The organism is Pseudomonas sp. S44, from assembly GCF_016624805.1.
Taxonomy (GTDB): domain Bacteria; phylum Pseudomonadota; class Gammaproteobacteria; order Pseudomonadales; family Pseudomonadaceae; genus Aquipseudomonas; species Aquipseudomonas machongensis.
The window spans coordinates 49,659-64,672 of record NZ_JACVTY010000023.1 but is presented as its reverse complement, the minus strand read 5'-3'; the positions used below and the strand labels follow the sequence as shown (position 1 = coordinate 64,672).

General features: G+C 62.4%; 12 protein-coding genes. All 12 read left to right on the top strand.

Annotated features, from left to right (window positions below):
• The first annotated feature begins 40 nt into the window (after positions 1-40).
• The 12 genes from IAE40_RS17585 to eno all read left to right on the top strand — a co-directional run bounded on the left by IAE40_RS17585 (position 41) and on the right by eno (position 14,941).
• Positions 41-544 carry an OmpH family outer membrane protein gene (locus IAE40_RS17585; protein WP_054891073.1) on the top strand — a complete coding sequence of 168 codons (504 nt, stop codon included), beginning with the start codon at positions 41-43 and terminating at the stop codon, positions 542-544.
• A gap of 1 nt (position 545) precedes the next feature.
• Positions 546-1,601 (top strand): UDP-3-O-(3-hydroxymyristoyl)glucosamine N-acyltransferase, encoded by a 1,056-nt coding sequence (gene lpxD, locus IAE40_RS17580; RefSeq protein WP_200603604.1) that lies wholly within the window; start codon positions 546-548, stop codon positions 1,599-1,601.
• A 113-nt stretch (positions 1,602-1,714) separates the two neighbouring features.
• A complete protein-coding gene (gene fabZ / locus IAE40_RS17575) occupies positions 1,715-2,155 on the top strand; it encodes a 3-hydroxyacyl-ACP dehydratase FabZ (RefSeq protein ID WP_054891071.1) in 441 nt (146 codons plus the stop codon).
• Positions 2,152-2,928 carry an acyl-ACP--UDP-N-acetylglucosamine O-acyltransferase gene (lpxA, locus tag IAE40_RS17570; RefSeq protein WP_054891070.1) on the top strand — a complete coding sequence of 259 codons (777 nt, stop codon included), beginning with the start codon at positions 2,152-2,154 and terminating at the stop codon, positions 2,926-2,928. Before fabZ ends, lpxA begins: the two co-directional genes overlap by 4 nt.
• 1 nt (position 2,929) lies before the next feature.
• The gene (gene lpxB / locus IAE40_RS17565) at positions 2,930-4,057 is read left to right on the top strand and encodes a lipid-A-disaccharide synthase (RefSeq protein ID WP_200603610.1); all 1,128 of its coding nucleotides are present in this window, start codon (positions 2,930-2,932) and stop codon (positions 4,055-4,057) included.
• Between the two features lies 1 nt (position 4,058).
• A complete protein-coding gene (rnhB, locus tag IAE40_RS17560) occupies positions 4,059-4,682 on the top strand; it encodes a ribonuclease HII (protein WP_054891068.1) in 624 nt (207 codons plus the stop codon).
• 90 nt (positions 4,683-4,772) lie between these two features.
• Positions 4,773-8,297 (top strand): DNA polymerase III subunit alpha, encoded by a 3,525-nt coding sequence (gene dnaE / locus IAE40_RS17555; RefSeq protein WP_153773124.1) that lies wholly within the window; start codon positions 4,773-4,775, stop codon positions 8,295-8,297.
• A gap of 105 nt (positions 8,298-8,402) precedes the next feature.
• Positions 8,403-9,350 (top strand): acetyl-CoA carboxylase carboxyl transferase subunit alpha, encoded by a 948-nt coding sequence (gene accA, locus IAE40_RS17550; RefSeq protein WP_054891066.1) that lies wholly within the window; start codon positions 8,403-8,405, stop codon positions 9,348-9,350.
• Positions 9,351-9,455: 105 nt separating this feature from the next.
• On the top strand, positions 9,456-10,751 hold the full coding sequence (tilS, locus tag IAE40_RS17545; protein ID WP_200603603.1) for a tRNA lysidine(34) synthetase TilS: 1,296 nt from the start codon (positions 9,456-9,458) through the stop codon (positions 10,749-10,751).
• Between the two features lie 269 nt (positions 10,752-11,020).
• Complete coding sequence (locus IAE40_RS17540) at positions 11,021-12,649, top strand: CTP synthase (protein ID WP_054891064.1); 1,629 nt, start codon at positions 11,021-11,023, stop codon at positions 12,647-12,649.
• A 3-nt stretch (positions 12,650-12,652) separates the two neighbouring features.
• Positions 12,653-13,498 (top strand): 3-deoxy-8-phosphooctulonate synthase, encoded by an 846-nt coding sequence (gene kdsA / locus IAE40_RS17535; RefSeq protein ID WP_054891063.1) that lies wholly within the window; start codon positions 12,653-12,655, stop codon positions 13,496-13,498.
• A gap of 153 nt (positions 13,499-13,651) precedes the next feature.
• Positions 13,652-14,941: a phosphopyruvate hydratase gene (eno, locus tag IAE40_RS17530; protein WP_054891062.1), complete on the top strand. Its 1,290-nt coding sequence runs from the start codon at positions 13,652-13,654 to the stop codon at positions 14,939-14,941.
• Positions 14,942-15,014: the final 73 nt, after the last annotated feature.

The following is a 15,014-nucleotide window of genomic DNA, read 5'->3' as shown; positions in this document are numbered from 1 at the left end:
GGCCCTTGCTTAACGACAACGGTTTATCCAGGAGTGCATCGTGCGTAAGTTGACTCAACTGGCCGTAGTGGCCGCGGCGCTGGTCGCCACCCCGGCTTTCGCCGAAATGAAGATTGCCGTTCTGAACTACCAGATGGCGCTGCTCGAATCCGACGCCGCCAAAAAGTACGCTGTCGATGCCGAGAAGAAGTTCGGTCCTCAACTGAACCAGCTGAAAACTCTCGAAAGCAGCGCCAAGGGCATCCAGGATCGACTGATCAAGGGTGGCGACAAGATGCAGCAGCAGGAGCGTGAGCGCCTGGAGCTCGAGTTCAAGCAAAAAGCCCGTGACTTCCAGTTCCAGTCCAAGGAACTGAACGAAGCCAAGGCCGTTGCTGACCGCGATATGCTCAAGCAGCTCAAGCCCAAGCTCGACGGTGCCGTCGAGGAAGTCATCAAGAAAGGTGGTTTCGACCTGGTGCTCGAGCGTGGTGCGGTAATCGATGTCAAGCCTCAGTATGACATCACCCGCCAGGTCATCGAGCGCATGAACCAAGCGCGTTGATATGACCGTAACCATTACGCTCGGTCAGTTGGCCGAGACCCTCGGGGCCACGCTCAGTGGCCCCGAGTCGCTTGAAATCACCGGACTGGCCACCTTGCAGGAAGCCGGTCCGGGGCAGTTGAGCTTCCTCGCCAATCGTCAGTACCGCAAATTCCTGGATGACAGCCAGGCGGCAGCGGTACTGATCAAGGCCGAGGATGCCGAAGGCTTCACCGGCAATGCGCTGATCGTCCCCGATCCCTACCTGGCCTACGCCCGTATTTCTCACCTGTTCGATCCAAAGCCCAAGGCTGTGGCGGGAGTTCATCCCAGCGCCGTGGTAGCCGACGATGCGCAGGTGGATGCCAGCGCCAGCATCGGGCCGTTCGCGGTCATCGAAAGCGGTGCGCGCATCGGTGCGAACGTGACCGTTGGCGCGCATTGCGTTGTCGGTGCCCGCTGCATCATCGGCGAAGGTGGCTGGCTTGCCCCGCGTGTGACGCTGTACCACGATGTCACGATCGGCAAGCGTGTCGTCATTCAGTCGGGTGCAGTGATCGGTGGTGAAGGCTTCGGTTTCGCCAACGAGAAAGGTGTGTGGCAGAAGATTGCCCAGATCGGCGGCGTGACGCTCGGTGACGATGTGGAAATCGGTGTCAACACGGCTGTGGACCGTGGCGCGCTCTCGGACACGCGAATCGGCAATGGCGTCAAGCTCGACAACCAGATTCAGATCGCCCACAACGTGCAGATCGGCGACCATACCGCGATGGCGGCTTGCGTCGGGATTTCCGGCAGCACGCGCATCGGCAAGCACTGCATGATCGCGGGTGGCGTCGGCATGGTCGGTCATATTGATGTTTGCGACAACGTCTTCGTCTCCGGCATGACCATGGTCACCCGCTCGATCACCGAGCCGGGCGGCTATTCTTCCGGTACTGCCATGCAGCCGTTGGCCGATTGGCGCAAGAGCGCAGCACGTATACGTCAGCTCGACGAGATGTCCAAGCGTCTGCAGCAACTGGAAAAACGCGTCGAGACCGTGACCTCAGGTGGCCAGCCGGCATCAGAAGGCTGATACCATTTCCTGAGCAAGAGTGAACAGTCGCTAGCTGGCTCCTCTTTGGACTGCAAAAGGAGCGTGTGGTCAGCACCTGCGCTCCCTATTCTTATTACAGGCTTCCCCCCGAAATGATGGACATCAACGAGATTCGCGAATACCTGCCTCACCGTTACCCGTTCCTGCTGGTGGACCGGGTCACGGAGCTGGACTTCGAGGCCCAGAGCATTCGTGCCTACAAGAATGTCAGCATCAACGAGCCGTTCTTCAATGGCCATTTCCCGGCGCACCCTATCATGCCGGGCGTGCTGATCATCGAGGCGATGGCCCAGGCGGCCGGGATTCTCGGCTTCAAGATGCTCGATGCGAAGCCTGCCGATGGCACTCTTTACTACTTCGTCGGCTCCGACAAGCTGCGTTTCCGCCAGCCAGTGCTGCCGGGTGACCAGCTCGTGCTGGAGGCCAAGTTCCTCAGCCGCAAGAGCATGATCTGGAAGTTCGAGTGCCGTGCTCTGGTCGACGGCAAGGCCGTCTGCTCGGCCGAGATCACCTGCGCGGAACGCTCCCTATGAGTTCGATTGATCCGCGGGCGATCATCGATCCGTCGGCCAGGCTGGCTGACGGCGTCGAGGTCGGCCCTTGGTCGATCGTAGGCCCCGATGTCGAAATCGGGGAGGGCACCGTCATCGGTCCGCATGTAGTGCTCAAGGGGCCTACCCGGATTGGCAGGCACAACCGCATTTATCAGTTCAGCTCCATCGGCGAAGACACACCTGACCTCAAGTACAAGGGTGAGCCGACGCGTCTGGTGATCGGCGATCACAACGTGATCCGCGAAGGCGTCACCATTCACCGCGGCACTGTGCAGGACCGTTCGGAAACCACGCTTGGCGATCACAACCTGATCATGGCCTATGCCCATATCGGTCATGACAGCGTGATCGGCAACCATTGCATCCTGGTCAACAATACTGCGCTGGCCGGTCATGTGCATGTGGGCGACTGGGCGATCCTGTCCGGCTATACCCTGGTGCACCAGTACTGCCATATCGGCGCTCACGCGTTCTCTGGCATGGGCACGGCGATCGGCAAGGATGTTCCGGCGTTCGTCACGGTGTTCGGCAGTCCGGCCGAGGCGCGCAGCATGAACTTTGAAGGTATGCGCCGTCGCGGTTTCAGCGATGAGGTCATTCATGACTTGCGCCGTGCCTACAAGATCGTCTATCGCCAGGGGTTGACCGTGGAAGAGGCGATCAAGGAACTGGACGAACTGGCCGGGCAGCACCCGGAGGTCGAATTGTTCCGCCAGTCGATCCTCAATTCTGCCCGTGGCATCACCCGCTGACATGGCGTCGCTTTGCGTAGCGCTGGTCGCCGGTGAGGCCAGCGGCGATATCCTCGGTTCCGGCCTGATGCGCGCGCTCAAGGCGCGCCATCCCGATGTTCGCTTCATTGGCGTCGGCGGTCCGTTGATGGAAGCCGAGGGCATGCAGTCGTACTTCCCCATGGAGCGCCTGGCGGTGATGGGGCTGGTCGAGGTGCTAGGGCGCCTGCGTGAGCTGCTCAAGCGGCGCAAGGATCTGATCCAGACACTGATCGCCGAGAAGCCCGACGTGTTCATCGGCATCGACGCCCCGGATTTCACCCTCAACATCGAATTGAAGTTGCGTCAGGCCGGGATCAAGACCGTGCATTACGTCAGCCCGTCGGTCTGGGCCTGGCGGCAGAAGCGGGTGCTGAAGATCCGCGAAGGCTGCGACCTGATGCTGACGCTGTTGCCCTTCGAAGCGAAATTCTACGAAGAGAAGGGTGTACCGGTACGCTTCGTCGGCCACCCGTTGGCTGACACTATCCCGCTGGAGGCCGATCGTGCTGGGGCACGTGCTTCGCTGGGATTGGGCGATGGACCGCTGGTAGCCTTGATGCCGGGCAGTCGCGGCGGCGAAGTGGGGCGCCTTGGCGTGTTGTTCCTCGATACTGCCAAGCGCTTGCAGGCGTTGGTGCCCGGTGTGCGTTTCGTTTCACCCTGTGCCAGTCCGGCGCGTCGTGCGCAGCTCGAGCAGATGCTGCAGGGGCGCGAACTGCCGTTGACCCTGCTCGACGGTCAGTCGCACCAGGCACTGGCCGCCTGCGACGCGGTGCTGATCGCTTCGGGCACCGCAACTCTCGAAGCCTTGTTGTACAAGCGCCCGATGGTTGTCGCCTATCGTCTTGCGCCGCTGACCTTCTGGATTCTCAAGCGCATGGTCAAGAGCCCCTACGTGTCGCTGCCAAACCTGCTGGCCCGGCGTTTGCTGGTCCCCGAGTTGCTGCAGGACGCCGCAACGCCCGAAGCGCTGGCAACCACGCTGGCTCCCTTGGTGGCAGACGGTAGCGAGCAGACCGATAGCTTCGATCAGATTCACCGCACCCTGCGCCGCGACGCCTCGAACCAGGCTGCCGACGCGGTGCTGGCATTGTTGAAGGATCGATGACATGCAGATGGGACTTGATTTCAACCTGGTCGAAGACCTGGTCGCGGGTGTCGACGAAGTCGGGCGTGGCCCACTGTGCGGTGACGTGGTCACTGCAGCGGTGATCCTTGATCCGCAGCGGCCGATCCTGGGTCTGAACGACTCGAAGAAGCTTACCGAGGCGCGTCGCGAGCTGCTGTTCGACGAAATCTGCGAAAAGGCCCTGGCCTTCTGTGTCGCTCGTGCCACGGTCGTCGAGATCGACCAGCTGAATATCCTGCAGGCCACCATGCTGGCCATGCAGCGTGCGGTGGAAGGGTTGAGCGTCACGCCGAAACTGGCGTTGATCGATGGCAACCGCTGCCCGAAACTGTCGGTGCCAGCAGCGCCGGTGGTCAAGGGCGATTCCCAGGTGCCGGCCATCGCTGCCGCTTCGATCCTGGCGAAGGTCACGCGTGACCGCGAGATGAGCGCCTTCGAGCTGATCTATCCGGGCTACGGCATCGGCGGGCACAAGGGCTACCCGACACCGTTGCACCTCGAAGCCCTGGCGCGACTGGGGCCTACGCCCATCCATCGGCGTTCGTTCGCACCGGTGAGGGCTGCGTGGGAGGTTCGTGAAGGGCTTTCCAGCACGCTGATCTGATCTGTCGGGGCCGCTATGCGGCCCCAAAACATTCTGGCTAATTACGCTACAATCCCGCCCTTGTCGTTCAGCATTGCCACAGGATCTTCAATGTCGGTCTCCTTCGTTCACCTCCGCGTGCACTCCGAGTTCTCCCTGGTCGACGGCCTGGTGCGGATCAAGCCGCTGGCCAAGGCTCTGGCTGGAATGAACATGCCGGCGGTGGCGATCACCGACCAGAGCAACATGTGCTCGCTGGTGAAGTTCTACAAGACCGCCATGGGCGCAGGGATCAAACCGATCTGCGGCGCCGACCTGTGGCTGGCCGGTGCCGATCCGGAGGCACCGCTGTCGCGCATCTGCTTCCTGGCGATGAATCCCCAGGGCTATCGCAACCTGACCGAGCTGATCTCCAAGGGCTGGACCGACGGCCAGCGCAACGGCCTGGTGATCATCCAGCGCGAATGGATCGCGCCCGCCAGCGAGGGCTTGATCGGCCTGTCCGCGGCGCGTGAGGGCGATATCGGCATGGCGCTGCTCTCCGGTCGTACCGACGAGGCCGAGGCCCTGTTGCGCGACTGGATGCAGATGCTGCCGGAGCGCTTCTATGTGGAAGTGCAGCGCACCAACCGGGCAGGCGACGAAGAATACCTGCATGCTGCCGTTGCCCTCGCCGACAAGGTCGGCGCGCCGCTGGTGGCGACCAACGATGTGCGCTTCATCAAACAGTCCGACTTCGATGCCCACGAGACCCGCGTCTGCATCGGCGAGGGCTGGACCCTGGACGACCCGCGGCGCCCACGCGCCTACAGCGACCAGCAGTACCTCAAGTCGCCCGAGGAGATGGCCGAGCTGTTCAGCGACCTGCCGGACGCCATCGCCAACACCGTCGAGATCGCCAAGCGCTGCAACATCACGGTGCAGTTGGGCAAGTACTTCCTCCCCGACTTTCCGACGCCCAACGGCATGGGCATCGACGACTACCTGCGCCACGTCTCCTACGAGGGCCTGGAAGAGCGTCTGGCCGTGCTCTGGCCGAAAGAGACCACCCCCAATTACGAAGAGAAGCGCCAGGTCTACCTGGATCGCCTGAAGTTCGAGCTGGATATCATCATCCAGATGGGCTTCCCCGGTTACTTCCTGATCGTTATGGACTTCATCAAGTGGGCCAAGAACAACGACGTGCCGGTGGGCCCTGGGCGGGGTTCGGGTGCTGGCTCGCTGGTGGCTTACGTACTGAAGATCACCGACCTCGACCCGCTGGCTTATGACCTGCTGTTCGAGCGCTTCCTCAACCCTGAACGTATTTCCATGCCCGACTTCGACGTCGACTTCTGCATGGATGGTCGCGACCGGGTGATCGACTACGTGGCCGAGGCCTACGGGCGCAATGCGGTGAGCCAGATCATCACCTTCGGCACCATGGCCGCGAAGGCGGTGGTGCGTGACGTGGCGCGTGTGCAGGGCAAGTCCTACGGCCTGGCCGATCGCCTGTCGAAGATGATCCCGTTCGAAGTGGGCATGACCCTGGAGAAGGCCTACGAGCAGGAAGAGATCCTGCGCGACTTCCTCAAGGGCGACGAAGACGCTCGCGAAATCTGGGACATGGCCCTCAAGCTCGAGGGGGTCACTCGCGGTACCGGCAAGCACGCCGGTGGCGTGGTGATCGCGCCGACCAAACTCACCGATTTCTCGCCGATCGCCTGTGACGAAGAGGGCGGCGGCCTGGTGACCCAGTTCGACAAGGACGACGTCGAGGCTGCCGGCCTGGTGAAGTTCGACTTCCTCGGCCTGCGGACACTGACGATCATCAAGTGGGCGATGGAGATCATCAACCGCGAGCAGAAAAAGAAAAACCTGCCCGACGTCAACATCGACTTCATCCCGCTGGACGACCGCAAGACCTACGAGCTGTTGCAGAAGGCCGAAACCACGGCGGTGTTCCAGCTTGAATCGCGCGGCATGAAAGAGCTGATCAAGAAGCTCAAGCCCGACTGCCTGGAAGACCTCATCGCACTGGTGGCCTTGTTCCGCCCCGGTCCGCTGCAGTCGGGCATGGTGGATGACTTCATCAACCGCAAGCACGGCCGCGCGGAGCTGGCCTACCCGCACTCCGATTACCAGTATGAAGGCCTCAAGCCGGTACTGGCCCCCACCTACGGCATCATCCTGTACCAGGAACAGGTGATGCAGATCGCCCAGGTGATGGCCGGCTACACCCTGGGTGGCGCCGACATGCTCCGCCGGGCGATGGGCAAGAAGAAGCCCGAGGAAATGGCCAAGCAACGCGGCGGTTTCATCGAAGGCTGCGTGGCCAACAACATCGACGCGGACCTGGCCGGTAACATCTTTGATCTGGTAGAGAAATTCGCAGGTTACGGCTTCAACAAGTCTCACTCCGCGGCCTATGGCCTGGTCTCGTACCAGACCGCCTGGCTCAAGACCCACTACCCGGCGCCGTTCATGGCTGCGGTGTTGTCGGCGGATATGCACAACACCGACAAGGTGGTGGTGCTGGTGGAGGAAGTGCGCAGCATGAAGTTGCGCCTCGACGCGCCGGACGTGAACTTCTCCGACTTCAAATTCACCGTCAACAACGACGGTCGTATCGTCTACGGCCTGGGTGCGATCAAGGGTGTGGGTGAAGGCCCGGTGGAGGCGATCGTCGAGGCACGCGCCGAAGGTGGACCGTTCAAGGACCTGTTCGACTTCTGCGAGCGCGTCGACCTCAAGCGTATCAACAAGCGTACCCTCGATGCGCTGATCCGCAGCGGTGCGCTCGATCGCCTGGGCCCGCACTTCCATGACGAGATCAAGGCCTATCAGGCCAACATCGACCGCAACCGCGCGGTGCTGCTGTCGGCGCTCGAGGAGGCCATCAAGTCGGCCGAGCAGACCGCTCGCACCGCTGACAGCGGGCATATCGACCTGTTCGGTGGGCTGTTCGTCGAAGAAGACTCCGATGTCTATGCCAACCACCGCAAGGTCCGCGAACTCACGCTCAAGGAGCGGCTGAAAGGCGAGAAGGATACCCTCGGGTTGTATCTCACCGGCCATCCGATCGATGAGTACGAAACCGAGATCCGCCGTTTCGCTCGTCAGCGCATCGTCGACCTCAAGCCTTCGCGCGAGACCCAGACCATCGCGGGGATGATCATTGCCCTACGGGTGATGAAGAACAAGAAGGGTGACAAGATGGGCTTCGTCACCCTCGACGACCGCTCCGGTCGCATCGAGGCTTCGTTGTTCGCCGATGCGTTCATGGCGGCTCAGGCGCTGCTGCAGACCGACGCCATGGTGGTGGTCGAAGGCGAGGTCAGCAACGACGACTTCTCCGGCGGCCTGCGCCTGCGCGTCAAGCAGGTGATGACCATGGAGGATGCCCGCACCAAACTGGCCGAAAGCCTGCGCCTGAAGATCGCCCACGAAGCGCTCAAGGGCGATCGCCTGGCCTGGCTGGGCGAGCTGATCACCCGTCATCGCGGCGGTTGCCCGATCACGCTCGAGTACACCGGCAGCGATGCCAAGGCCATGCTGCAGTTCGGCGACGAGTGGTCGATCGACCCCGCCGATGGCCTGATTCAGGCGCTGCGTGACCAGTTCGGACGTGAGAACGTCTTCCTGCAATACCGTTGAAACGACGAATTTTAATCTCGACCTGAATGCGCCAGATCCCGTAAGGTATGGCGCCAAACGGATCAACCGGCCGGCCGCCTGGCCGTAGACCCAAGACGGATGCCTATGAACCCGAATTTTCTCGATTTCGAACAGCCGATTGCCGACCTGCAAGCCAAGATCGAAGAGCTGCGCCTGGTCGGTAACGACAACTCGCTGAACATCAGCGATGAAATTGCCCGTCTGCAAGACAAGAGCAGCACCCTGACCGAAAGCATCTTCGGCAACCTGACCAGCTGGCAGATTGCCCGCCTGGCACGCCACCCGCGTCGTCCGTACACCCTGGACTACATCGATCACATCTTCACCGAGTTCGAAGAGCTGCACGGCGACCGTCACTTCTCCGACGACGCCGCGATCGTTGGCGGTACCGCGCGCCTGGACGGCAAGCCGGTGATGGTCATCGGTCACCAGAAGGGCCGCGAAGTGCGTGAGAAGGTCCGCCGTAACTTCGGCATGCCGCGTCCTGAAGGCTACCGCAAGGCCTGCCGCCTGATGGAGATGGCCGAGCGCTTCAAGATGCCGATCCTGACCTTCATCGACACCCCGGGTGCCTATCCGGGTATCGACGCCGAAGAGCGCAACCAGAGCGAGGCCATCGCCTGGAACCTGCGCGTCATGGCGCGCCTGAAAACCCCGATCATCGCCACCGTGATCGGTGAAGGCGGTTCGGGCGGCGCACTGGCTATTGGCGTGTGCGACCAGCTGAACATGCTGCAATACTCCACCTACTCGGTGATCTCGCCGGAAGGTTGCGCCTCGATCCTGTGGAAGACCTCCGACAAGGCGCCGGACGCTGCCGAAGCAATGGGCATCACCGCTGAGCGCTTGAAGAGCCTGAACATCGTCGACAAGGTGATTGGCGAGCCACTGGGCGGCGCTCATCGCGATCCGGCCAAGATGTCGGCCAGCATCCGTGCCGACCTGCTCGAGCAGCTCGACATGCTGGGCAAGCTCGACAACGATACCCTGCTCAAGCGTCGCTACGATCGCCTGATGAGCTACGGTCTCTGATTGGCAGGGGCGCCTGGCGCCCCATTCGCAGGCAAGCCGCCTCCCACTCGTGCGTCTTCTGTGGGAGCGGGCTTGCCCCGCGATGCGGTCCTCAGTGAGGCAACCATGCTCGACCTCACCCAATCCCTCTCCCCCTGGCTCAAAGCCCCCGCCTGGCACGTCGCCTTCTCCGGCGGCCTCGACTCCACCGTCCTGCTAAACCTGCTCTTCGATTACGCTCGCGATCATGAAGCACCGCCATTGCGTGCCGTGCATATTCATCACGGTCTGCAAGCGGCCGCCGACGCTTGGCCTGCACATTGTCAGCAGGTCTGTGATGCGCTGGGTATCGAACTGCGCGTGATCCATGTCCAGGTCGAGCCTGTCGCCAGCCTCGAGCAAGCCGCCCGCACCGCGCGATACGACGCGTTCACAGCGCTTCTGGGCCCCGACGAAGTGCTGTTCACCGGCCAGCACCGCGAAGACCAGGCAGAGACCCTGCTGTTTCGCCTGTTGCGTGGTGCCGGCCTGCGCGGCCTGGCGGCGATGCCTGCTTCCCGTCCGCTGGGACAGGGGCAGTTGGTCAGGCCGTTGCTTGATCTGGCGCGGGGTCAGTTGCAGCGGTATGCCCAGGCATCGGGGCTGAGATGGATCGAAGACCCGTCCAACACCGATACCCGCTTCGCCCGCAATTTCCTGCGCGCCGAAGTGTTCCCGCTGCTACGCCAGCGCTGGCCGCAAGCGAGCCAGAGCCTGGCACGCAGTTCCGCGCACCTGGGCGAGGCCCTGGCGCTACTGGACGAACTCGCCGCCTCCGACATCGCTGCCGCAAGCGCCGGAGCAGTGGCGCCCTGGCAATGCCTGGACTCGTTGGACATGGGAGTGCTGGCGGCGCTCTCGCCGGCGCGCCAGCGTAACGCCTTGCAGTACTGGCTGAGCAGTCGTACACGTCTACCTGATAGCCGCCATTGGGCCGGCTGGGACAACCTGCGTGATGCGGCAGCCGATGCCCAGCCGCTCTGGCGCTTGACCGATGGCGAGCTGCAGCGCAGCCATGGACGGCTGTGGTGGTTGAGCGGCGATTGGCTGCAAGCGCCGCAGGGCGGGGCGCCTTGGCCGGATCCGAGCCAGCCGCTCTCGTTACCTGGCAATGGCAGCTTGCGGCTGGTGGGTGTCATTCCTGGGTCTGGCCTGCATGTCACCTATCGCCAGGGCGGCGAAGTCCTCGATATTCCAGGGCGCGGCCACCGCGACCTGAAGCGCCTGCTCAACGAGCACCGCGTGCCGCACTTCGTGCGTCATCGCCTGCCATTGCTTTGGCAGGGCGAGCGCCTGCTGGCGGTGGCCAACCTGCCGGAGCTGGGGCAGACCGACTGGCAACTGCAGTGGCAGCCGCCGACGAACGTGCAAGGTTTGAGCTGAAGGGTACATTCCGGTAGACTACCCTCCCTTCTTGATACAGCTTCTGTGGGTTCCGCGAAAACACAGGAGTTGCCGATTACCAAGCAGTTTTTTGCTGGGCTGATTCTTAAAATGACGAGCGAGCTCCACACTGGGGATACCCCCGGTCTGTACAGACGCGGCAGTTGTTCGAGATGCACTGTGATTGACGCAGGTGATCGGGGGCTTCGGCCTTCCTTCGCTTTCTCCGGCGGCGCTGGCCGCCTTAACGCAGACTTCTAGGGTTTTTCATGACGCGCTACATATTCGTCACGGGCGGTGTTGTTTCTTCATTGGGGAAAGGCATTGCCTCGGCTTCCCTGGCGGCCATCCTGGAAGCGCGGGGGCTCAAGGTCACCATGCTCAAGCTGGACCCGTACATCAACGTCGATCCGGGCACCATGAGCCCGTTCCAGCACGGTGAAGTGTTCGTCACCCACGACGGTGCCGAGACCGACCTCGACCTGGGCCACTACGAGCGGTTCATCCGCACCACGATGACCCAGAACAACAACTTCACCACCGGCCGCATTTACGAGCACGTGCTGCGCAAGGAACGCCGTGGTGACTACCTGGGCGCGACCATCCAGGTCATCCCGCACATCACCGACGAAATCAAGCGTCGCATCATCAAGGGCGCCGGCGATGCCGACGTGGCCTTGGTCGAGATCGGCGGCACCGTGGGCGACATCGAGTCGCAGCCATTCCTCGAAGCCATCCGTCAGTTGCGTGTCGAAGTGGGCTCCAAGCGCGCCATGCTGATGCACCTGACGCTGGTGCCGTACATCGCCACCGCCGGCGAAACCAAGACCAAGCCTACTCAGCACTCGGTCAAGGAGCTGCGCTCCATCGGCCTGCAGCCTGACGTGCTGATCTGCCGCTCCGACCACCCGGTCGATGCCTCTTCGCGCCGCAAGATCGCCCTGTTCACCAACGTCGAAGAGCGTGCGGTGATTTCGCTGGAAGACGTCGACACCATCTACAAGATCCCGGGCGTGCTGCACGCACAGGGCCTGGACGACTTCGTCGTCGAGCGCTTCGGCCTGCAGTGCAATGGCGCCGACCTGTCCGAGTGGGACAAGGTCGTCGACGCCAAGCTCAATCCCGAGCATGAAGTCACCATCGCCATGGTCGGCAAGTACATGGAGTTGCTGGACGCGTACAAGTCGCTGATCGAAGCGATGAGCCACGCCGGCATCACCAACCGCACCAAGGTCAACCTGCGCTACATCGATTCCGAAGACATCGAGAACCAGGGCACCGGCCTGCTCGAAGGCGCCGACGCCATCCTGGTGCCGGGCGGCTTCGGTCTGCGTGGCGTGGAAGGCAAGATCAAGGCCGTGCAGTTCGCCCGTGAGAACAAGGTTCCGTACCTGGGCATCTGCCTGGGCATGCAGGTCGCGGTCATCGAGTTCGCCCGTAACGTGGTGGGCTGGAAAGACGCCAACTCCACCGAGTTCGATCGCAACGGCGCGCACCCGGTCGTCGGCCTGATCACCGAGTGGGCCGATGCCACCGGCGCCGTCGAAACCCGTACCGAAGCCTCTGACCTGGGTGGCACCATGCGCCTGGGCGCGCAGGATTGCCAGCTGATCGCCGGTTCCAAGGTCCACGACTGCTACGGCAGCGACGTGATCACCGAGCGTCACCGTCACCGCTACGAAGTGAACAACAACCTGCTGCCGCAACTGATCGACGCCGGCCTGGTGGTTTCCGGTCGTTCCGAAGATGGCGCGCTGGTCGAAGTGGTCGAGTCGAAGGATCACCCATGGTTCGTCGCCTGCCAGTTCCACCCGGAGTTCACCTCCACGCCTCGTGACGGTCACCCGCTGTTCAGCGGTTTCGTCAAGGCAGCCCTGGCACAGAAGAACAAGGCCTGATCCATGACCCAGAAGATCATTCGCGTCGGCAACATCGAGATCGCCAACGACAAGCCGTTCGTCCTGTTCGGCGGCATGAACGTCCTGGAGTCCCGTGACCTGGCCCTGAAGGTCTGCGAGGAGTACGTGCGGGTGACCGAGAAGCTCGGCATCCCGTACGTGTTCAAGGCCAGCTTCGACAAGGCCAACCGTTCGTCGGTGGCCTCGTACCGTGGTCCGGGCATGGAAGAGGGGCTGAAGATCTTCGAGGAGATCAAACGCACCTTCAACGTGCCGGTGATCACCGATGTGCACGAACCCTACCAGTGTGAACCGGTGGCCAAGGTCTGCGATATCATCCAGCTGCCGGCGTTTCTCTCGCGCCAGACCGACCTGGTAGTGGCCATGGCCAAGACCGGCGCGGTGATCAACATCAAGAAGGCCCAGTTCCTCGCACCGCACGAGATGAAGCACATCCTCGCCAAGTGCGTCGAGGCCGGTAACGACCAGCTCATCCTCTGCGAGCGCGGTTCGAGCTTCGGCTACAACAACCTGGTGGTCGACATGCTTGGCTTCGGCATCATGAAGCAGTTCGAGTACCCGGTGTTCTTCGATGTCACCCACTCGCTGCAGACGCCGGGTGGTCGTGCCGACTCCGCCGGCGGTCGCCGTGCCCAGGTCACCGACCTGGCCAAGGCGGGCATGAGCCAGGGCCTGGCCGGCCTGTTCCTCGAGGCTCACCCGGACCCGGACAACGCCAAGTGCGATGGCCCATGCGCCCTGCGCCTGGACAAGCTGGAGCCATTCCTGGCGCAGCTCAAGCAACTGGACGACCTGGTGAAAAGTTTTCCGACGGTAGAGACCGCGTAAAGCTCGTTTCTCGGGTAAAGTACCGCCCGTTCCACCCCCTGGCCTGCCGGTCAGGGGCTCCCTTCGCCAGGCCTGCCCGTGCCATGTCGCCTGGTGAACGGCAAGAATTCCCAAAGCTGCGTTGTTTTCGTCAATTCTGGAGTGCTTACAACAATGGCAAAGATCGTCGACATCAAAGGTCGTGAAGTTCTCGATTCGCGTGGCAACCCCACCGTGGAAGCCGATGTGCTGCTCGACAACGGCATCATCGGCAGCGCTTGCGCGCCGTCTGGTGCTTCCACTGGCTCGCGCGAAGCGCTGGAGCTGCGTGATGGCGACAAGAGCCGTTACCTGGGCAAGGGCGTGCTGAAGGCTGTCGGCAACATCAATGGTCCGATCCGTGACCTGCTGCTGGGCAAGGATCCTTCCGACCAGAAAGCACTCGACCGCGCCATGATCGAACTGGACGGTACCGAGAACAAGGCCAAGCTGGGCGCCAACGCCATCCTCGCCGTGTCCCTGGCCGCTGCCAAGGCTGCTGCACAGGACCAGGACCTGCCGCTGTACGCACACATCGCCAACCTCAACGGTACCCCTGGCCAGTACTCGATGCCGGTGCCGATGATGAACATCATCAACGGCGGCGAGCACGCCGACAACAACGTCGACATCCAGGAGTTCATGGTTCAGCCGGTCGGCGCCAAGACCTTCTCCGACGGCCTGCGCATGGGCACCGAGATCTTCCACCACCTCAAGGCTGTCCTCAAGGCCCGTGGCCTGAACACTGCCGTGGGTGACGAAGGCGGCTTCGCCCCGAACCTGGCCTCCAACGAAGACGCCCTGGCGGCCATCGCCGAAGCAGTCGAGAAGGCCGGCTACAAGCTGGGCACCGACGTCACCCTGGCCCTGGACTGCGCCGCTTCGGAGTTCTACGAAGACGGCAAGTACAACCTGTCTGGTGAAGGCAAGTCGTTCGACGCCGAAGGTTTCGCCGACTACCTGAAAGGCCTGACCGAGCGCTTCCCGATCATCTCGATCGAAGACGGCCTGGACGAGTCCGACTGGGCTGGCTGGAAGATCCTGACCGACAAGATCGGTGCCAAGGTGCAACTGGTCGGCGATGACCTGTTCGTGACCAACACCAAGATCCTGAAAGAAGGCATCGAGAAGGGCATCGGTAACTCGATCCTGATCAAGTTCAACCAGATCGGCTCGCTGACCGAAACCCTGGAAGCCATCCAGATGGCCAAGGCCGCTGGCTACACCGCGGTGATCTCGCACCGTTCCGGTGAAACCGAAGACTCGACCATCGCCGACCTGGCTGTCGGTACTGCTGCAGGCCAGATCAAGACCGGTTCGCTGTGCCGCTCCGACCGCGTCTCGAAGTACAACCAATTGCTGCGTATCGAAGAGCAACTGGGCGCCAAGGCCGTCTACCGTGGCCGTGCCGAGTTTCGCGGCTGAGCAAGAGATGGTAAAAAGGCAGCAGCCGGGGCTGTCTGAGCGTTCTCACTGAGCGTTCAGCGCCTTCAAACGG